The sequence below is a fragment of the Amycolatopsis vastitatis genome (genome assembly GCF_002234595.1).
In the GTDB taxonomy this organism is placed as follows: Bacteria; Actinomycetota; Actinomycetes; order Mycobacteriales; family Pseudonocardiaceae; genus Amycolatopsis; species Amycolatopsis vastitatis.
Map to the genome: position 1 here is coordinate 138,772 of NZ_NMUL01000004.1, position 18,540 is coordinate 157,311.

At 69.6% G+C, this 18,540-nt stretch carries 18 protein-coding genes and 1 tRNA gene; 12 read left to right on the plus strand and 7 right to left on the minus strand.

Annotated elements, in window-relative coordinates:
- The first annotated feature begins 8 nt into the window (after positions 1–8).
- Positions 9–335, plus strand: coding sequence for an MmcQ/YjbR family DNA-binding protein (locus CF165_RS03420; protein WP_093945933.1), 327 nt, complete (start codon positions 9–11; stop codon positions 333–335).
- Here CF165_RS03420 and CF165_RS03425 read toward each other — a convergent pair.
- Together CF165_RS03425 and CF165_RS03430 are read right to left on the minus strand one after the other, a co-directional pair.
- A complete protein-coding gene (locus tag CF165_RS03425; protein WP_093945934.1) occupies positions 328–858 on the minus strand; it encodes a GNAT family N-acetyltransferase in 531 nt (176 codons plus the stop codon). The two genes, CF165_RS03420 and CF165_RS03425, sit on opposite strands and share 8 nt — an antisense overlap.
- 2 nt (positions 859–860) lie before the next feature.
- On the minus strand, positions 861–1,238 hold the full coding sequence (locus CF165_RS03430) for a nitroreductase family deazaflavin-dependent oxidoreductase (RefSeq protein WP_093945935.1): 378 nt from the start codon (positions 1,236–1,238) through the stop codon (positions 861–863).
- Between the two features lie 106 nt (positions 1,239–1,344).
- Here CF165_RS03430 and CF165_RS03435 point away from each other — a divergent pair, with 106 nt between their 5' ends.
- The 4 genes from CF165_RS03435 (at position 1,345) to CF165_RS03450 (ending at position 4,146) form a co-directional block, all read left to right on the plus strand.
- On the plus strand, positions 1,345–1,995 hold the full coding sequence (locus CF165_RS03435; protein WP_093945936.1) for a hypothetical protein: 651 nt from the start codon (positions 1,345–1,347) through the stop codon (positions 1,993–1,995).
- A 97-nt stretch (positions 1,996–2,092) separates the two neighbouring features.
- Positions 2,093–2,443, plus strand: a complete 351-nt coding sequence (locus tag CF165_RS03440) for a YciI family protein (RefSeq protein WP_093945937.1) — start codon at positions 2,093–2,095, stop codon at positions 2,441–2,443.
- The gene (locus CF165_RS03445; protein WP_093945938.1) at positions 2,440–3,630 is read left to right on the plus strand and encodes an RNA polymerase sigma factor; all 1,191 of its coding nucleotides are present in this window, start codon (positions 2,440–2,442) and stop codon (positions 3,628–3,630) included. The genes CF165_RS03440 and CF165_RS03445 overlap by 4 nt, the downstream gene beginning before the upstream one ends.
- 123 nt (positions 3,631–3,753) lie before the next feature.
- A complete protein-coding gene (locus tag CF165_RS03450) occupies positions 3,754–4,146 on the plus strand; it encodes a nuclear transport factor 2 family protein (protein ID WP_093945939.1) in 393 nt (130 codons plus the stop codon).
- Positions 4,147–4,203: 57 nt separating this feature from the next.
- Here the strand turns inward: CF165_RS03450 and CF165_RS03455 are convergent.
- A tRNA-Gly gene (locus CF165_RS03455) sits at positions 4,204–4,274 on the minus strand.
- A 113-nt stretch (positions 4,275–4,387) separates the two neighbouring features.
- Here CF165_RS03455 and CF165_RS03460 point away from each other — a divergent pair.
- Both CF165_RS03460 and dcd read left to right on the plus strand, forming a co-directional pair.
- Positions 4,388–5,581: an oxygenase MpaB family protein gene (locus CF165_RS03460; protein WP_093945940.1), complete on the plus strand. Its 1,194-nt coding sequence runs from the start codon at positions 4,388–4,390 to the stop codon at positions 5,579–5,581.
- A 22-nt stretch (positions 5,582–5,603) separates the two neighbouring features.
- Positions 5,604–6,185 carry a dCTP deaminase gene (dcd, locus tag CF165_RS03465; protein ID WP_093945941.1) on the plus strand — a complete coding sequence of 194 codons (582 nt, stop codon included), beginning with the start codon at positions 5,604–5,606 and terminating at the stop codon, positions 6,183–6,185.
- Here the strand turns inward: dcd and CF165_RS03470 are convergent.
- Complete coding sequence (locus CF165_RS03470) at positions 6,182–7,375, minus strand: FAD-dependent oxidoreductase (protein ID WP_093945942.1); 1,194 nt, start codon at positions 7,373–7,375, stop codon at positions 6,182–6,184. The genes dcd and CF165_RS03470 overlap by 4 nt on opposite strands.
- 73 nt (positions 7,376–7,448) lie before the next feature.
- Between CF165_RS03470 and CF165_RS03475 the strand changes: the two genes are divergently transcribed.
- From CF165_RS03475 to CF165_RS03485, 3 genes are all read left to right on the plus strand, one after another.
- On the plus strand, positions 7,449–7,919 hold the full coding sequence (locus CF165_RS03475) for a MarR family winged helix-turn-helix transcriptional regulator (protein ID WP_093945943.1): 471 nt from the start codon (positions 7,449–7,451) through the stop codon (positions 7,917–7,919).
- Between the two features lie 69 nt (positions 7,920–7,988).
- Complete coding sequence (locus CF165_RS03480; protein ID WP_240521436.1) at positions 7,989–12,428, plus strand: CLIPPER-2 domain-containing protein; 4,440 nt, start codon at positions 7,989–7,991, stop codon at positions 12,426–12,428.
- A 156-nt stretch (positions 12,429–12,584) separates the two neighbouring features.
- On the plus strand, positions 12,585–13,286 hold the full coding sequence (locus CF165_RS03485; protein WP_093945944.1) for a CAP domain-containing protein: 702 nt from the start codon (positions 12,585–12,587) through the stop codon (positions 13,284–13,286).
- A 1-nt stretch (position 13,287) separates the two neighbouring features.
- Here CF165_RS03485 and CF165_RS03490 read toward each other — a convergent pair whose 3' ends face one another.
- The 3 genes from CF165_RS03490 to CF165_RS03500 form a co-directional block, all read right to left on the minus strand.
- Entirely contained in the window at positions 13,288–14,286 is a 999-nt protein-coding gene (locus CF165_RS03490; RefSeq protein ID WP_093945945.1) for a cation diffusion facilitator family transporter, read from the minus strand.
- 17 nt (positions 14,287–14,303) lie between these two features.
- Positions 14,304–14,753, minus strand: a complete 450-nt coding sequence (locus CF165_RS03495) for a DUF742 domain-containing protein (RefSeq protein WP_093945946.1) — start codon at positions 14,751–14,753, stop codon at positions 14,304–14,306.
- Positions 14,754–15,072: 319 nt separating this feature from the next.
- Positions 15,073–17,286, minus strand: coding sequence for a (Fe-S)-binding protein (locus CF165_RS03500; RefSeq protein WP_093945947.1), 2,214 nt, complete (start codon positions 17,284–17,286; stop codon positions 15,073–15,075).
- 166 nt (positions 17,287–17,452) lie between these two features.
- Here CF165_RS03500 and CF165_RS03505 point away from each other — a divergent pair, with 166 nt between their 5' ends.
- Entirely contained in the window at positions 17,453–18,013 is a 561-nt protein-coding gene (locus CF165_RS03505; RefSeq protein ID WP_167441340.1) for a TetR/AcrR family transcriptional regulator, read from the plus strand.
- Positions 18,014–18,034: 21 nt separating this feature from the next.
- Positions 18,035–18,469 (plus strand): GNAT family N-acetyltransferase, encoded by a 435-nt coding sequence (locus tag CF165_RS03510; RefSeq protein ID WP_093945949.1) that lies wholly within the window; start codon positions 18,035–18,037, stop codon positions 18,467–18,469.
- Positions 18,470–18,540: the final 71 nt, after the last annotated feature.

The following is an 18,540-nucleotide window of genomic DNA, read 5'->3' on the forward strand; positions in this document are numbered from 1 at the left end:
ATGGACCCATGACGACCTGGGAAGACGTCGTGCGCCTGGCCTCGGGACTCCCCGAGGTCGAGGCGGCGACGTGGTACCGCACGCCCGCGCTGAAGGTCGCGGGCAAGGGTTTCGCGCGGCTGCGCACCGAGGCCGAAGGCGGCCTGGTGGTGATGTGCGGGCTCGACGAGAAGGCCGCGTTGCTGGACTCCGGCGACGCGGCCTTCTTCACGACACCGCACTACGACGGCCACGGCTCGATCATCGTGGACCTCGAGCGTGTCGACGTCGATCAGCTGCGCGAGCTGCTCGAAGAGGCGTGGCGGCTGAAGGCGCCGCAGCGGCTGCTCACTTGAGTTCGCCCTGGAGCATGCTCATCAAGATCATGTCGTGGCGGCGGCCGCCTTCGCCGACGAACGCCTCGCGGTGACGGCCGTCCTCCGAAAAGCCGACCTTGCGGTAGACGTGCCGGGCGCGCTCGTTCTCGGCGACCACCCAGAGCGTGATCATGTGGAGCCGCATGCGGTCGAAGCCGTAGCGGCACATCACGCGCAGCGCGTCGGTGCCGTAGCCGCCTCCGTTGCGGTAGCCGGCGTCGCCGATGTAGATGTCGAGCTCGGCGTTGCCGACCTCGGGCTCGGCGTCGCGCAGGTCGACGATGCCGATCAGCTTGCCGTCGGCCTTCGTCTCGATGCCGAGCAGGACCAGCTCGTACTTGTTGACCGGCCGCTCCTCGCAGCGCTTGCGGATCTGCGCGCGCGAGCGCGGGTGGTCGTTGACCATCCAGCGGCCCACCTCGGGGTCGTGCACCCAGTCGTAGATCTTGTCGGCGTCCTCCGGTTCGAGCGCGCGCAGCCGGACGAGTTCCCCCTCGAGCATCTCTACTCCCGTTTCACCAGCAGAAAGTCGTTGACGTCCAGCAAGCCGAGGACCGGCCGGATCGGGACCGGCATGGCCCGGCGTGAATCATCGTGCACGAGCTGCGCGTCGCGCACGTGGATATTCTCCCGCCGGGTGACCAGGGTGCAGCCGCCGGCGGCCAGCACGTTCTTCACCCAGTCGGCGTCGGGCCCGTAGGTCAGCGCGACGACGAAGCCGTCCTTCGTGCGGAAGACGTTGACCGGCGTGCGGAACTCGCGCCCGGATTTCCGTCCTTTGTGGACGACCATGGCGAACCCGGGCGCCCAGCCGGCGACGTGCTTGAGGACCTGGTTGGTCGCCACGCGGTTGAAGCGGGCGACTCGCTTGGAGAGCACCATGGGGTCATGATGATCCCGCCGGAGGCAGAGATCAACAGATGGTGAATTAACCGATCGGGTGACCCCGGCTCCCGGAGCGCGCCGCGCCGATGGTGGGATATGGCGCATGTCGACCGAATGGCCGCTGCGCCAGGACCCGGAAGGGCCGGTCATCATCGCGCTGGCGCTGGTGAACGACCCCGACGCGCTGGGCTTCGTCGTGCTGGACGACGAGGACGACTGGTTCATCAGCGACGGCACCGAGCTGTCCGACGACGTGCTGGTCAACCGCGAGAGCTTCGGCAAGATGTCGTTGCGCGAAGCCGTCGAGCTGCTGCCGCAGCTGGGCGCGCTGGCGGGCCTGCCGACGGGCATGGCCGCCGATTGGGACCCCGAGCGCCGCACGTGGCTGCTCTCCTCGGTGACCGGCTCCGACGACGAGGACGAGGACCTCCGGCTGCTCGCCCAGCGCCGCGCGGCCTGGAAGTACGAGGGCTCGCCGGACGACGAAGCGCAGATCAGCAGCGGGCTCACCGAGATCCCGGCCGGCCCGCAGCAGCCGGTGCGCGCGGTCCGGCAGGTCGTCCGCGAGCAGGACGGCACCTGGCTGTTCGTCGGCTTCGAGGTCCCCGAAGCCGAGGACTTCGAGGTCGAGGGGCTGGAGCTGGAGCACGTCGCGAACCTGTACCCGGACGTGCGCGGCGTGCTGAAGGCCGCGCCGGGCCAGGTGTACGACCGCGCCACGCCCGAGTCCGACTGGGAGCTCGTCGAGGGCTGAGAAAGTCGGGCGCGGTTGTCCCGGAGACGTCAGCGCCGTTCGTCCTTACAGTGAAGGCTGGCGATCGGCGCCGGTCAGGACCTGTGAGGAGCACCTCATGCCCCAGTACGCCGCGATCATCTACGCCTCCGACGTCGACCCGACGGCGCCCGAGGCCGTGGACATGATGAAGGACTACGACGAGTTCGGCGCCGGCGCCCGAGCCGTGATCCGCGGCGGCGCGGCCCTCTACCCGACGGCGACCGCGACGACGGTCCGCGTCACCGGCGGCAAGGGCGGCGACATCGTCACCAGCGACGGCCCGTACGCGGAGACGAAGGAAGCCCTGACCGGCTTCTACCTGCTCGAGTGCGCCGACCTCGACGAGGCCGTCAAGGTGGCGGCGCGGATCCCCGGTGCCTGGGACGGCGCCATCGAGGTCCGGCCGGTCGTCGACTTCGGCCAGTGACCGGCGCCGGGGACGCGGTCGCGCGGCTGGTCCGGGAAGAGGGCACCCGGGTACTGGCCACGCTGGTCCGCGTCACCGGCAGCGTCGACCTGGCCGAGGACGCGGTGCAGGACGCCGTCGTGCGCGCACTGGAGACGTGGCCGCGCGACGGCGTCCCGGGCAATCCGCGCGGCTGGCTGCTGGTCGCGGCCCGCCGCCGCGCGGTCGACGTGGTCCGCCGCGAAGCGAAGCGCCTCGGGAAGGAGGCGGACGCGGTGCCCGCCTTCGACCCGTGCCCGGACCCGGTCTCGGTCCGCGACGACCTGCTGCGGCTGGTCTTCACGTGCTGCCACCCGGCGTTGTCGCTGGACGCGCAGGTGGCTTTGGCGCTTCGGACGTTGGGCGGTTTGTCGACCGCGGAGGTCGCCCGCGGCCTGCTGGTGCCCGAAGCGACGATGGCGAAGCGGCTGACGCGCGCGAAGCAGAAGATCGCTCAGGCGAGGATCCCGTACCGGGTGCCTTCGGCGGAGGAACTGCCTGCTCGCTTGGCCGGTGTCGCGTCGACGGTGTACTTGATCTTCAACGAGGGTTACACGGGCAGTGTTTCGCTGGTCGCGGAGGGCGTCCGCCTGGCGCGTTTGCTGGCTTCGCTGATGCCGGACGAGTCGACGGCGCTGGGGTTGCTGGCTTTGGTGTTGCTGCAGGACGCTCGCCGTCCCGCGCGCTTTCTTCCGGACGGCTCGCCGGTGCTGCTTTCTTCGCAGGACCGTTCGCTGTGGGACCCGTCGCTGATCAAGGAAGGCGTCGAGCTGGTCGGCCGCGGTCTGCGCCGGACGCCGTCGGTCCCGAACGCGTACGTGGTCCAGGCGGCGATCGCGGCATGTCACGACCTGGCGCCGTCGTACGAGGAGACGAACTGGGACGCGGTGATTTCCTGGTACGACGTGCTGTTGTCGGTCCAGGACACCCCGGTGGTCAGGCTGAACCGCGCGGCGGCGGTGGCGGAACGGGACGGCCCTGCCGCGGCATTGGCGCTGGTGGACGCGTTGCCGGGGTTGACGGAGTACCCGTGGTGGCACGCGTCGCGGGCGGAGTTGTTGCACCGCTTGGGTTCCGGGTCCGCCGCAGAGGCGCTGGCCCGCGCGGAGGAAACCGGCTTGCCCCCCGCCCACGCGGCTCGCCTGCGCGCCCGGTTGGGTCCGGAGTAGACGTTGGCACTGTGGGTGTTTTCCTTACCGGTCAACTGAAAAACCGAGGTCGCGGGCGGCCTTGACCGTGGTCCGGGCGGGCGCGTTCGATGGACGGACGTCCTACCCCCGAGGAGGCCACCCATGGCCGAACACCAGAACGCCACTCTCATCCGCCGGGGCTACGAGGCATTCGCCACCGGCGATGTCGCCACGCTGTCGGAGCTCCTCGCACCGGACGCCGTGCAGCACATGCCCGGCCACAACGAGTTCTCCGGCGACCACAAGGGCCGCGACGCGATCCTGGCCATGTACGGGCAGCTGGCCGAGCGAAGCGGCGGAACCCTGAAGGTGGAGCTGGAGGAGGTCTACGCGAACGACGACGAAGTCGTCACCGTGTACCACTCGACGGGCACCCGCGACGGCAAACGGCTGGACACCCGCCACGCCCTGGTCTTCCGCATGCGCGACGGCAAAGCGGCGGAACTGACGGACGTTTCGAGCGACGAAGCCGCCGACGACAGTTTCTGGTCCTGATACGCGAAAGCCCCAGGTCCACAGTAGACACCGTGTGACCTGGGGCTTTGCTCTGAGAGCGGATGACGGGAATCGAACCCGCGTATTCAGCTTGGGAAGCTGATGTTCTACCATTGAACTACATCCGCAGTGCGTCGCCAGCATACACGGCAGCGTGATCCCCTTGTCCAGGACCCTCCCTCCTTGACTCGCGCGCGTCAAGTGACAACACTTGTTGTCGACTGGCGGAGGTGAGCTGCCCGTGGACGAGCCCGAGCTGTTCCGGCAAGGCGGGTTCCGGCTGGCCCAGCGGCTGTTCGTCGAAGGTGACATCCGGGGTGACGAGCGGCAGGTCGCGCGGCTGCGGGAGTTCGCGCAGGTCCAGGACCGGCTCGCGGACGACGTCGTCGCCTGGATGGCGCAGCAGCCGAAGGGGCACGGGCGCCGGCTCTTCGAAGACGCTCTGCAGCACGGCGTCGACGCGCCCGGGCCGCTCAAGGACTTCTTCGATCAGGTGAACACCAAGCCGTACTGGGTTGATGACGAGCGGCTCGAGCGGGGTGCGCGGGCCATCACCCGGGCCGGCCTGCTGGGGCTCTTCCCGCTCGGCGACATGTCGCTGATGGGCGGCTACCTCGCTTCCCGCGCCACGAAAGCGCTGGTCGGGACCGGGGAGATCGAGCACAAGGCCATCCGGCGGCTCGTCGAGACCGCCGCCTGGTGGATCGACGTCACCACGCCCGGTGCGCTCAAGCACGGGGGGAAGGGGTACGCCTCCGCGCTCCGGATCCGGCTCGTGCACGCCCACGTGCGCGCCGCGATGAACCGGCGGGACGACTGGGACTACGCGGCCTGGGACCGGCCCGTCAACCAGGTGCAGACCGTCGGCACGCTCCTGCTCTTCTCGCTCGTCTACGTCTTCGGCACGCAGCTGCTCGGCCTGCGCTACTCCGCCCGCGAACGGGGCGACATCCTCCACCTCTGGCGCTACATCGGCTGGCTGATGGGCGTCGACGACGAGCTGCTGCCCACCGGCGAAGAGGACGCCTGGCGGCTGCTGTGGCTGCTCGCGGCGACGGAGTTCATCCCGGACGACGACTCGAAGCGGCTCGCCAAGGCGCTGATCGAGGCCAACGCCGCCGTCGGTGAGGGGCGCGGGGCGGTCGGGAAGGTGCTCTCGCACGTGTCCGTCGCCGTGCACTCGTCGATCAGCCGGCTCGTGCTCGGGAAGACCAATGCCGACTTCCTCGGGCTGCCGAACGATCCGGTCGCGCAGGCCGCGATCGTCGCCGTCGCGGGGGTCAACTTCGCCGCCGAGACCGTGCGGCGGTTCATTCCCGGTGCCACCGCGCTGCAGGAACGGATCGGCGAGGCCGGGCGCCGCGGGTACGTGAAGCGGCTCGAGAAGATCTTCGCGCCCGACACCACCTACGCGCAGCACATGCGGGCCGCCTGAGCTCACCGGATAGGCTTCGGGCGTGCTGCTCAGTGACCGTGACCTCCGCAAAGAGCTCGACGCCGGCCGGCTCGGCATCGACCCCTTCGATGCCGGCATGGTCCAGCCGTCCAGCATCGACGTCCGGCTCGACCGGTTCTTCCGCGTCTTCGACAACAGCAAGTACACCCACATCGACCCGCAGCTGCAGCAGGACGAGCTGACCTCGCTGGTCGAGAAGGAGGGCGACGAGCCCTTCGTGCTGCACCCCGGCGAGTTCGTGCTCGGCTCGACGTTCGAGCTCGTCGCCCTGGCCGACGACCTGGCCGGCCGCCTCGAGGGCAAGTCGTCGCTCGGGCGCCTCGGGCTGCTCACGCATTCGACCGCCGGGTTCATCGACCCCGGGTTCTCCGGGCACATCACCCTCGAGCTGTCGAACGTCGCGAACCTGCCGATCACGCTCTGGCCGGGCATGAAGATCGGCCAGCTGTGCATCTTCCGGCTCTCCAGCTCGGCCGAGCACCCGTACGGCTCGAGCGAGGCCGGGTCCCGCTACCAGGGGCAGCGCGGCCCGACCCCGAGCCGGGCGTACAAGAACTTCCACCGCGTCGACACCTGGCGCTAAGCGGCGATCTTCTCGTCCCAGTCGATGCGGTGGTTCCACATGAAGGCGTTCGGGTCTTCGCCGCCCGTCTTCGAAAACGCCTTCTTGATGAAGAAGTCGCGGATGACCCGCCCGACCGGGCCGATCACCTTGTCGTCGCCGTTGCGCTTGCCGGCCGCCACGACGGCCTCCACGCGCTCGCGCCGGAGGCTTTCGTACTTCGCCAGCGCGGGCTCGACGCCGGCCACGTCGCGCAGGCATTTGCCCAGCGTGACCGCGTCCTCGATGGCCATCGAGGCGCCCTGGCCCGCCGCCGGTGACGTCGCGTGGGCGGCGTCGCCGATGATCACCATGCGGCCGCGGTGCCAGACCGGGACCGTCGGGAAGTCGTACGTCGGCCAGGCCGGGTAGATCTCGCGGGTCGCGCGGATGACCTCCGTCGCCGGTGTCCGGTCGCGCGCGACCAGGTCCAGCAGCTCGGCCCGCAGCTTCTCCCCGGCGAGCGTCGCCAGTTCGGACGCGGTCGGCTCGGTCTTGCGGGCCGGGTTCGCGAACCACCAGACGCGGCCGTCCGGGCTGACGACGTGGCAGAAGAACACGCGCTTGCCGAACACCATGTTCAGCACACCCGGCTCGTCGGGCAGGTCGAGGCCTTCGGCGAACCCGCCGGTGTTCAGCAGCGGGACGTACCGCGGTGACGGCGCGTCCGGGTCGATGATCGTCCGGACCCGGGAGCGGAGGCCGTCGGCGCCGATCAGCAGGTCGCCCTCCGCGTGCGAACCGTCCGCGAAGTCCGCGCTGACGTGCGTCTTCGTCTGGCTCGCGCTGGTCAGGCGCTTGCCGTATTCGACGCGGATGCCGCGTCGCACTGCTTCGTCGCGCAACGCGACGTAGAGGTCGGAGCGCAGCACGGTCTGGCTCACCGTGCCGTCCGGGAGGGTGCCGCCGAGGGGGAATTCGGCGAGCCGGGTGCCGTTGCCGAGCCCGATCGACATCCGCGGCGAGTCGAAGCCGACGCTACGGACCACGTCCTTGAGGCCCAGCTGGCTCAGCCCGTCCAGGCCGTTGATCGCCAGCGTCAGGAACGCGCCGACGCCCTCGGAGCTGCGGTCGTAAGCCTCGAAGACCACTGGCTCGTGTCCGGCTTCGTGCAGGGCGATGGCCGTGATCGTGCCCGCGATGCCGCCCCCGATGATCAGTGCCCGTGTCATGTCGTTCGACCCCTCGAAAGTCTTAGAAAGTAATTCGTTCTGTCGAACTAAAGAGTGGGCTAGGCTGGTCGCCGTGTCAAGCGAGCGCACGAAACTCGTCGAAGAAGTCCTGCTCAGGTCGCGGGAGCTGTCGACGGAGACGGTCATGTTCCACACCGCGATCTCCGAGACCCGGGGCCTGTCGGCGGTGGAGAGCAAGGTCCTGGACTACGTCGCGCGGTTCGGGCCGCAGACGCCGAAGGAACTCGCGCGGCACTCCGGGCTCGCGCCCGCGTCGGTGACGGCGATGATCGACCGGCTGGAGAGCAAGGGCATCGTCAACCGCGAACCGCACCCGGACGACCGGCGCAAGATCCTCATCTCCCTGGATTCCCACGCCATCGCGAGCGGGGTGCACCTGTGGGACCACCTCGTCAAGCGCATGTACGAGCTCTGCGACCGCTACACCGACGGCGAACTGCGCACGATCATCGGGTTCGTCGAGGCGGCCGCCGCCCTCACCCACGAATCGACGGCGAAGCTGACCGGTTCCACGAACGAGTGAGTTTGAAGGCGCGAGACCGGCTCTCGTGTCACGCTCCCAAGGTCGTCTCGGCCCCGGAGGTGGCGAGGAGTGCCGTTGCCCGAAAGACCGCTTCGCCCGATTCTCGTTCTGGCATTGGTCTTCCTGGCCTCGGCTTTTGTGCCGGCGGCGGGCGCGGCCGCCGCCGGGTCCTTCAAGGTCGGCTACGACGCCGTGGTCTACGGCGACTTCCTCTACGCGGGCAACGGCGTCCTGCGCTGCCCGGTCGCCGCGGACGGCGCGCCGACCGCCGGGCCGGTCGCCACCCCGGCGGCGTGCGCGAACACCGCGGACCGCAAAGACACCATGGCGAACGACGACTTCTTCATGCAGTGGGCCGACATCGACGCCGACGCCGGCACCTTCGACTCGGCCGGCGCGTCGGTCAGCGTCCCGCCCGGCGCGAAGATCGTCTTCGCCCGCTTGAACTGGGCGGGCAACACGACGACCTGCGATTCCGGCAAGACCGTCCCCGTGGCCCTTCCGCCCGGAACGCCGGCCACGCAGCAGGTCCGGCTTTCCGTGGGCAGCGCGAAACCCGTCGACCTGGCGCCCGAGGGGTATGCCGAAGACGCCGGTTACTACTCGGCCCACGCCGACGTGACCGGCCAGTTCGCGAGCGCCTCGACCGGGACCGCGCTCGACCTGACGCTCGGCAACGTCTGGACCCCCAAGGGTTTCGGCTGCGTCGGCGGCTGGTCGGTCGCGCTCGTCTACGCCTACCCGGAGCGCAACGCGGATTACGCGCCGGACAAGCGCAAAGTGGTCGTCTACGACGGGCACGTCCGGCAGACCGCCGGCGCCCCGGCCACCGAAACGGCGATCACCGGCTTCCGCGCCGCGGCCGCCGACGCGCACCTCGGCGTCACCGCGTACGACGGCGACTGGGGTGCGTCCGGCGACCAGTTCCTGGTCGACGGCTCGCCGGCGGCCGAGCCCTCGACCGGCGGCACGTCGAACTTCTTCGTCGCGAACGCCGACAACGCCGCCGCTCCCGGTGTGAAGAACAACTTCAGCGTCGACGCCAAGGCGTTCAACATCGACAGCATCGCCGCCGGCGCGACGAGCACCAGGCTCGGCTTCGTGACCAGCGGTGACGCCTACCTCGCGCAGAACCTCGCGTTCTCGGTGCCGGTGCCCGACCTCCGGATCGCCGTGCGCGCGGACCAGCCGAAGACGCACGCCGGTGAGCCGGTCGCGTTCACCGTCGTCGTGACCAACCCGGGCAGCGTCCCGGCGTCCGATGTGCGGGTCGCCGCCGAGATCGTCCCGGACTGCGCGAAGCCGCTCGGCACGCTCGACCCGGGCCGGACGGTCAGCTACACCTGCACCGGAACCGCGCCGGCCGATGACTTCACGAACACCGTGAAGGCGACCGGCACGAGCGCACTCGGCGACGCCCTCGACGGCGTGGCCGCCGCCCGCGTCGACGTCCTGCACCCGGCCCTCGGCCTCACGAAGACGGCCGACCGGCCCGCCTACCGCACCGGCGATACCGCCACCTTCACGATCACCGCCACGAACACCGGCGACACCGGGCTCAGCGACATCCAGGTGACCGACCCGAAGACGCCGTCGTGCACGCGATCGCCGTCCGAAACCCTCGCTGCTGGCGAAAGCCGCACGTGGGAGTGCACGGCGAAGGCGCCGATCGCCGACGGCGTCAACACGGCGGCCGCCGCGGGCCGCGACGAGCTCGGCAAGCAGGTCACGGTCACCGCCGACGCACCCGCGCCGACGATCGCACCCGCCGTCGAGGTCACCACGACCGCGGACCACCCGGTGGTCCACGCCGGCGACACCGTCACCTGGACGGTCGCCGTGCGCAACACCGGCGACAGCCCGCTCGCGCCGGTCAAGGTCACCGACGACACGACGACGTCGTGCTCGCGCACCTTCGCCGGCCTGGCCGCGGGCGCGACGCAGACCTACACGTGCACGGCGAACCCGTCCCGGACCACGACGTCCCAGGTCACCGCCACCGGCACCGACCTGAGCGGCCGGCCCGTGACCGCCACCGCGACGGCCACCGTCACGGTGATCACCCCGGCACTGACCCTCACGAAGGACGCCGCCCCCGCCGTCGCGCGCGCCGGCGATCCGATCACCTTCACGATCACCGTCGCCAACGCCGGCGACGCGCCGCTGACCGAAGTCGCCGTCACCGACGACCACACTCCGGCCTGCGCCAAGGCGATCGGCGCGCTGCCTCCACAAGGCAAGCAGGCGCAGGGCAGGCAGACGTACACGTGCACCGCGCCCGCACCGGCCGACGACTTCGCCACCACGGCCACCGCGACCGGCAAGGACCAGCTCGGCCGCACGGTCAAGGTCACCGACGACGCCGTGGTCGACGTCATCCACCCCGCCGTCGCGCTGGCCGTCCGGGCCGCACCCGCCCAGGTCCGCGAAGGCGACACGGTGACCTGGACGATCACCGCCGCCAACACCGGCGACGTGCCGCTCACCGGCGTCACGGTCGCGGACGACCAGGTCGCCGCGTGCGCGAAGCCGCTCGGCACGCTCCAGCCGCAGTCGGAGCAGGCCTACACCTGCACGACCGTCGCGCGCGCCACCGGCTTCACGAACAAGCCGGCGGTGACCGGCACCGACCCGACCGGCCGCCCGGTCGAGGCGGCCGCCGAAGCCGCGTTCGCCGTGCAGCACCCCGCGGTCGCGATCACCGCGGACGTCGTCGGCGGTCCGTTCCGCGCGGGCGACGCCGTGCCCTTCCGGATCACCGTGCGCAACACCGGCGACGTGCCGCTGACCGGAATCCGCGTGACGGACACGCAAGCCACACGTGTCACGGGCTGCGCCCAGACGATCGACGGCGCGCTCGAGCCCGGAGGCACCCGCGACTTCGGCTGCACCACCACAGCCCCGGCCGACGACTTCACCCGCACCGTGCGAGTCACCGCCACCGCGCCGGTCGGGCCGGATGTCACCGCCTCCGCAGGCGCCACCGTGGACGTGATCCACCCGGCCGTCGCGATCACCAGGACCGCCGACCCGAAGGTCGTCCGCGCAGGCGACACCGTGACGTCAGCCATCACCGTCGTGAACACCGGTGACAGCGTGCTGCGAGACGTTTCCGTCGCCGATCAGCCGGCCCCGGGCTGCACCCGCTCCCTGGGCACGCTCGAACCCCAGGCGAAGCAGACCTACAGCTGCACCGAAGTCGCCGGCGAAGCCGACTTCACCGCCACCGCGAAGGTGACCGGTACGGACGCCACGAGCCGTCCGGTGACAGCCACCGCCGAGGTACCGGTCGACGTCATCCACCCGGCGGTCACCATCACGAACGACGCCACGCCCACGCAGGTCCGGCCCGGCGACGCAGTGACGTTCACCCTCGTCGTCGCGAACACCGGCGATGTCCCACTGACCGACGTGTCCGTTGTGGACAGTCGCACTCCGGCGTGCGCTCACCTCATCGGCACCCTCCTTCCCGGCGCCCGGCAGCGCCACTCCTGCAAGGTAAACGCCGGCACCGACAATTTCGTGAGCTCGGCGACCGCGACTGGCACCGATCCGACGAACCGCCAGGTCAGCGCGACCGACGACGCGTCCTACACCGTGCTGCACCCCGGACTCGCGGTCGTCCAGGAGGTCCACGGCGGACCGTTCCGGCCCGGCGACACCGTGACGTCCACGATCACCGTGACCAACACCGGCGACGGTCCGCTGACCACCGTCGAGGTCACCGGCGGACCGGCCTGCGCGAAGACCTTCGACAAGCTGGAAGCCGGTGGCGCGCAAAGGATCGGCTGCGCGATGACCGCCCCGGCCGACGACGTCGTCAGCACCGCCAAGGCCACGGCGACCGCGCCCGTGGGCCCCCCGCTCGAAACCACGGACGCCGACAAGATCGACGTCATTCACCCGGCCGTGCAGCTCACGGTGGGCGCCCCGCCCAAGACGGTGCGTCCGGGCGACGAAGTCACCTTCACGGTGGTCGTGCGCAACACCGGCGACGTCCCGCTGAACGAGGTGTCCATTATGGACGAACAAGCCTGCGCGAAGAAGTTCGACAGCCTGGCGACGGCCGTGGAGAAGACGTACACCTGTACTCGAAAAGCACCGGACGACGACTTCGCGGAAGCCGCGAAGGTGACCGGAATCGACCCGACCGGTCGCCCGGTGCAATCGGCCGATGACGCGAAAGTCGACGTCATCCACCCCGAGATCGCACTCATGAAGGACGCGACGCCGTACGAAGTACGCGAAGGCGAGATCGTCACGTTTTCGATCCTGGTGAAGAACACCGGCGATGTGCCGCTCACCGCGCTGTCCGTCGTGGACGACCACACGCCGGCGTGCGCGCACACCGGGCCTGACCTGGCCGTGGACGCGGAAACCACCTATACCTGCACGACGATCGCGGGCAAGGAAGGCTTCACGGGCAAGGCAACCGTCACCGCGCAGGACCCGAACGGCCGTCCGGTGACCGCGTCCGGCGACGCGACTTTCGTCGTGCGAATCGGCTGAACGGAGTAACGCGCAAGCGGCCGATTGCCGCGAAATTCGTACCTGTCACCGAAAAACGCGGGCCCGAAAATGTGACCAGTGCGTTCGCAGGGTTCTCGCCTTAATCGTTCCGTGATACGTTCCTGCGCCGTGTCCCCCATTGGTGAACGTGCTCGCGTGGTGATGGTGTCACTCAGTGTGCTGCTCGGCGTTTTTTCCGCCGCGGCCGGCACCTGGATGGCCACCGCGGAAGGAAACACCGCCGAGCTCGGCGCCGCGGCCCTGGTGCTGCCGAACGCCCCCGCCGGGGCCGGTGGCACCAGCGGCACCGACCTCTCCGGCGGTCAGGTCCAGACCACTACCGGCAAGCCTCCCGCCGTGCCGACGACCTCGGCCCCGGCCCCGACGACCTCCAGCGCGGCGCCGGCCCCGACCGAGACCTCCGAGGCCCCGCGGCCGACGACGTCCGAAGCTCCGCCGCCGACCACCAAGGCCGCGGCGCGCGTCGCACCCTCGGTCACCGCCCAGGTCATCGCGCGGGTCAACGACGAACGGGCGAAGGCCGGCTGTGCGCCGCTGGCCGAGGAACCGCACCTCACGAAGGCCGCGCAGGACTACAGCGACCAGATGTCGGCCGGGAACTTCTTTTCCCACACCAGCCCCGACGGCACCACGTTCGACCAGCGCATCAAGAGCGCCGGCTACTCGAAGCCGGGCGCGGAGAACATCGCGAAGGGGCAGACGTCCGCGGAGCAGGTCATGGACGCGTGGATGAACTCCGAGGGCCACCGCGCGAACATCCTCAACTGCTCGCTGACCAAGCTCGGCGTCGGCCTCACGACGGCGGGCTGGTACTGGGTCCAGGACTTCGGCTACTGAGTCACGGGCTCTTGCTCCACCGCTCGGCGATGTCGCCGTAGCGGGCCAGCACCGTCGCCCGCAGGTCCGGGTCGGACCGCGGCACCGGTTCGATGAACACCTCGGTGACGTCGTGGAACGTCTCGGCCAGCTCGCCGGCGAGCCGGACGCAAGCGCGTTCGAGGTCCGCGGCGCCGAGCGAGTCGTCGAAGTCGACGCGGGTGCAGACCAGGACCTGGTCGGTGCCCATCAGCATGGTCTGCAGGTCCACCACGGCCTCGATTTCCGGTGCGGCGGAGAGGTGGTCGCGGATGCCGCGGACCAGCTGCGGGTCGGCCTGGCGCCCCACGAGCAGGCCGCGGTTGGTCCGGCCGAGCAGGTACGCGACGCAGGCGAGCAGCAGGCCGATGGCGATCGACGCGACGCCGTCCCAGACCTCCGAGCCGGTGAGCTGGTGCAGCCCGATGCCGCCGAACGCGAGCAGCAGGCCGACCAGCGCGGCCGAGTCCTCGAACAGCACGGTCTTCGGCGTCGGGTCGTCGATCAGCCGGAGGTAGGTCCACAGCGAGCGGTTCTCGGCCTTCGACTCCCGGACGACCTGGCGCACCGCCTGGACCCACGACGTGCTTTCGAGCAGGAACGCCACGGCCAGGACGATGTAGCTGAGCACCGACGTGCTCTGCGCTTCGCCGTGGCCCAGCACGGTCGACACGCCTTCGTAGAGCGCGAACATCGCGCCCGAGGCGAAGATCGAGACGGCGGCGAGCAGCGACCAGAAGTAGCGTTCCTTGCCGTAGCCGAAGGGGTGGACGCGGTCGGCCGGGCGCGCCGAGCGTTTCAACGCCGTCAGCAGCAGGACCTCGGTGATCGTGTCGGCGACCGAGTGCGCCGCTTCGGACAGCATCGCGCCGGAGCCGCTGATGATCCCCGCGATCAGCTTCATGATGGCGATCGCCAGGTTCACCCCGCCGGCGAGCAGGACGGTCAGGGTGCTTTCGCCGCCGGAATTTTCCTCGCTCACCTGAGTGAGCGTAATGGTCAGAGGCGCCGCAGGCCGTGCAGAACGCGCTCCATCAGCGCCACCGCCGGGCGGCCGTCGGAGTTGACGCGGCTGTCGTGGATGGTGACCAGGCCCTGCTCGGCCATGTCGTCCAGCAGCACCCGGACGACGCCGAGCGGCACGCTGAGCGTGGCCGCGACCTCGGCGACCGAACGTGGCTGGTGGCAGAGGGTGCGCACCGAGCGGAACTCGCCGGTCAGCCGCGCGCCGTTCCAGTGCGCGCCCGCCCGCGTCGACACGAGGGCTTCGATCGCGAGGTGCCGCCGCGACTGCGTCCGGCCGCGCGTGAGGACGTACGGGCGGACCAATGTCCGCTGAGTGGGAACCGGATCTTCGGGGTCCGGCACGGGGAGCCGGTCGTCGAGGTCGTCGGGGAAGGTGCGAAGTGCGTGCCGCCCGGTCGTCGTGCTCCGCCGGTCCTCGGCCATCCGTGCCGCCCCCTGTTTCTGTGATCGTCAAAGGTGCCCTCGCTGGCAACGGCGGCGGCGAGGAAAGGCCAGGATACGCCGCTTGTCCAGGGTTCAGGCTGTCGTTTCTCTTCAACCTGATGGGCCATTTCGGTGATTATCATGAACATTTTTCAAGAAAACGATTACTTTCACGAAGTCCCAGCTAGCGAGCCTGAAGGACAGGATAAAGTTGTGACAACGGGTAGTGGAATGGCTACGAGAGCACCAATCTTCCCGATCACGAAAACGGCCCCGGCCAGGAAGTCCTGACCGGGGCCGTGCGTTCTCGAGAAATGTGTCACTCCTCCGCGAGTGACGGCGCTCCGAGTGCGATCGGCTTCGGTTCCGGCTTGCGCTTGACCGCTTCCAGCAGCATCTGCGCGACGTCGACGATCTCGACCTTCTCGCTCGCGCTGCCGTCGGCCTGGCGCGCCGTGAGGCCGTCGTTCAACATCACCTTGCAGAACGGGCAGCCGGTGGCGATCTTCGACGGTGCGGTGCCGAGCGCCTCGTCGACGCGCTCGACGTTGATCCGCTTGCCGATCTTCTCTTCCATCCACATCCGCGCGCCGCCGGCGCCGCAGCACATCGACTTGTCGCCGTGCCGTGGCATCTCGCGCAGCCGCGCACCCGTCGCGCCGACCAGCTCGCGCGGCGCCTCGTACACCTTGTTGTGGCGGCCGAGGTAGCACGGGTCGTGGTAGGTGACGTCCTCGGCGACCGGCGCCACCGGCACCAGCTGCTTCTCGCGAACCAGGCGGTTCAGCAGCTGCGTGTGGTGCACGACGTCGAACTGGCCGCCCAGCTCCGGGTACTCGTTGGCGAGGGTGTTGAAGCAGTGCGCGCAGGTCACGACGACCTTGCGGGCCTTGCGCTCCCGGCCCTCGAACACCGAGTTCAGCACCTCGACGTTCTGCTGGGCGAGCATCTGGAACAGGAACTCGTTGCCGGCGCGGCGGGCCGGGTCACCGGTGCAGGACTCCTCCGAGCCGAGCACGGTGTACTTGACGTCCGCCATGTGCAGCAGCTCCGCGACGGCGCGCGTCGTCTTCTTCGCGCGGTCCTCGAACGCGCCGGCGCAGCCGACCCAGAACAGGTACTCGGCGTCACCGAGGTCGCCGTCGAAGACCGGGACCTCGAAGTCGAGGTCCTCGGTCCAGGCCAGCCGGTCCTTGGCGTTCTGGCCCCACGGGTTGCCCTTGTTCTCCAGGTTCTTGAACATGCCGTTCAGCTCGCTGGGGAACGACGACTCGATCATCACCTGGTAGCGGCGCATGTCGACGATGTGGTCGACGTGCTCGATGTCGACCGGGCACTGCTCGACGCAGGCGCCGCAGCTCGTGCAGGACCACAGGACGTCAGGGTCGATGACGCCGCCGTCATCGCCGATCAGCGCCTTCTGGGACTCAGCGATCGCCAGGACGTCGATGCCCGCGTACATGTTGTCGCCGGACAGGCCGACCTCGTCGCCCGCCATGTCCCGCTTGCCGCCGGCCAGCAGGTACGGCGCCTTCGCGTAGGCGTGGTCACGCAGCTGCGTGATGACCAGCTTCGGCGACAGCGGCTTGCCGGTGTTCCACGCGGGGCACTGCTCCTGGCAGCGGCCGCACTCGGTGCACGTCGAGAAGTCCAGCCAGCCCTTCCAGCTGAAGTCCTCGATCTTGCCGACGCCGAAGGTGTCCTCGTCCGGGTCGGCTTCCTCGAGGTCGAGGACCTTGCCGCCGCTCATCATCGGCTTGAGCGCGCCGAGCGCGACGCCGCCGTTGGCCTCGCGCTTGAAGTAGATGTTGAAGAAGGCGCTGAAGCGGTGCCACGCGATGCCCATGGTCATCGTGCGCGCGACGACGATCAGCCAGACCGTGGCGCTCATCAGCTTGACGAACGCGAACACCGTGACCAGGTTCGGGCTGGCCGGCAGCAGCTCGCCGACCGGGTTCGAAACGAAGGCGGCCCAGGTCGGCGTCTCGTGTGCGCCCAGCGCGGCCTTCGCGGCGCGGACGCCGAGGATGCCGATGCCCTCGATGAGCACGACGGCCTCGATGAAGTACGCCCACTTGAAGTTGGAGCCCTGGAAGCGCGACTGGCGGTCGGCGCGGCGCGGGTGGTTGCGCTGCCGGATCGCCATCAGCACCAGGATGCCGACGATCGTGCCCACCCCGAGCAGCTCCATGAGCAGCTGGAACGGCGGGAAGTCGTCGAGGATCGGCCAGCCCCAGGTCGGGACGAAGACCTCGCCGTAGGCCTCGAACAGGGCGAGCGAGCCGAGCAGGAAGCCCCACATCACCAGCCAGTGGGCGGGCCCGACGCTGCGCTTGCGGTTCATCCGCGTGTGCGCGGCGAATTCCTTGATCAGCGTCTTCATGCGCGCCGCGAACGGCCCGTTGCGCGTCGAGTCGGGCTGCCCGAGACGGATGACGCGCACGAAGCGCGCGATCGTCGCGGCGAACATTCCCCAGGCGACGACGCCGAGCAGGACGGAGATCCCGCCCAACGTCAGTTGCAGAGCGCCCATCGTTCGGGTGCCTTTCGTCCGGATGCTGCAGTGATCAAGCTGTGGTGGTGCCGGGAGACTAACCTTCCTTACTGATGAGTAACCCGTTGAGTGGCCTTAAGTCCCACCGATGTGGTGTACGTCGCTCTTTGTTTCGGGACGATCGTTCAGGTAGTTTCACCCTATGGTGAAGCTGCAAGTGGACGGCCGGAAGGCCCGAGGAGACAAGCGGCGCACCGAGCTCATCGCGGCGACGCTGCGGGTCATCGAACGCGACGGCGTCGCGGGCGTGACGCACCGGACCGTCGCGGCCGAGGCCGGCGTCCCGACGACGTCCACGACCTACCACTTCTCGTCGCTGGACGACCTCCTGATCGCGACGCTCATCTCCTGCGCCCGCGACATGGCGACCGAGGTCTACTGGATGATCGACCGGGCGCGGTCACGCGGTTCCCGTGGCGCCGAGGAGGTCGCCGTCCTGCTCGCCGAGGCGCTGGGGCCGCGGCGCGGGCGCACGATGGCGGAGTACGAGCTGTACCTGCTGGCCGCGCGGAAGCCGGAGCTGCGCCCGGCCGCGCGCCGCTGGCTCGACGTCCTGACGTCGATGGTCCGGCACGACGACGAAGTGGCGTTCCGGGTGTTCCTCGCGGGCATCGACGGGCTGCTGATCCAGGGCCTGATCGACGACGAGCCGCCGTCGGCGGAGGAACTGCGTCCCGTGGTCGACTACCTGCTGAAACCGCGTTGACCGGCTGGCTAGCTTGGGATCGTGCGGACCTTCGGTGACTACGAGCTGGACGACGATCAGACGCGGGTGGACCTCGACGTGGTGTGGAAGTTCCTCTCCACCGAGGCCTACTGGGGCCGCTGGCGTACGCGCGAGCAGGTCGAGGCGGCCATCGACGGCTCGTGGCGGGTCGTGGGTGCTTACCGTGGCGGCTCGATGGTCGGGTTCGCGCGGGCCTTCTCGGACGGCGTTTCGGCCGCATACCTCGCCGACGTGTTCGTCGTCGACTCCGCGCGCGGCAGCGGTCTCGGCAAGGAGATCGTCCGGGAAATGATCGACAACGGGCCGGGTGCCGACTTCCGCTGGATGCTCCACACCGTTGACGCGCACGGGCTGTACCGGCAGTTCGGTTTCGCCGAGCACACGAAGGGCCACTACCTCGAGCGCGAGGGCCCTAACGCGGTGTACGTGGGCTGATCTCCAGGAAAACGTCCCACGTTCGGCGATGTGAGCGCAGTGTCATCGACCCCTGACAAAACGGGCCCGGC

Coding starts and splice junctions, on each gene's coding strand:
- CF165_RS03420 (WP_093945933.1), top strand. CDS start 9: ATGACGACCTGGGAAGACGTCGTGCGCCTGGCCTCGGGACTCCCCGAG.
- CF165_RS03425 (WP_093945934.1), bottom strand. CDS start 858: ATGCTCGAGGGGGAACTCGTCCGGCTGCGCGCGCTCGAACCGGAGGAC.
- CF165_RS03430 (WP_093945935.1), bottom strand. CDS start 1,238: ATGGTGCTCTCCAAGCGAGTCGCCCGCTTCAACCGCGTGGCGACCAAC.
- CF165_RS03435 (WP_093945936.1), top strand. CDS start 1,345: ATGTCGACCGAATGGCCGCTGCGCCAGGACCCGGAAGGGCCGGTCATC.
- CF165_RS03440 (WP_093945937.1), top strand. CDS start 2,093: ATGCCCCAGTACGCCGCGATCATCTACGCCTCCGACGTCGACCCGACG.
- CF165_RS03450 (WP_093945939.1), top strand. CDS start 3,754: ATGGCCGAACACCAGAACGCCACTCTCATCCGCCGGGGCTACGAGGCA.
- CF165_RS03470 (WP_093945942.1), bottom strand. CDS start 7,375: ATGACACGGGCACTGATCATCGGGGGCGGCATCGCGGGCACGATCACG.
- CF165_RS03495 (WP_093945946.1), bottom strand. CDS start 14,753: ATGGCCGAGGACCGGCGGAGCACGACGACCGGGCGGCACGCACTTCGC.
- CF165_RS03500 (WP_093945947.1), bottom strand. CDS start 17,286: ATGGGCGCTCTGCAACTGACGTTGGGCGGGATCTCCGTCCTGCTCGGC.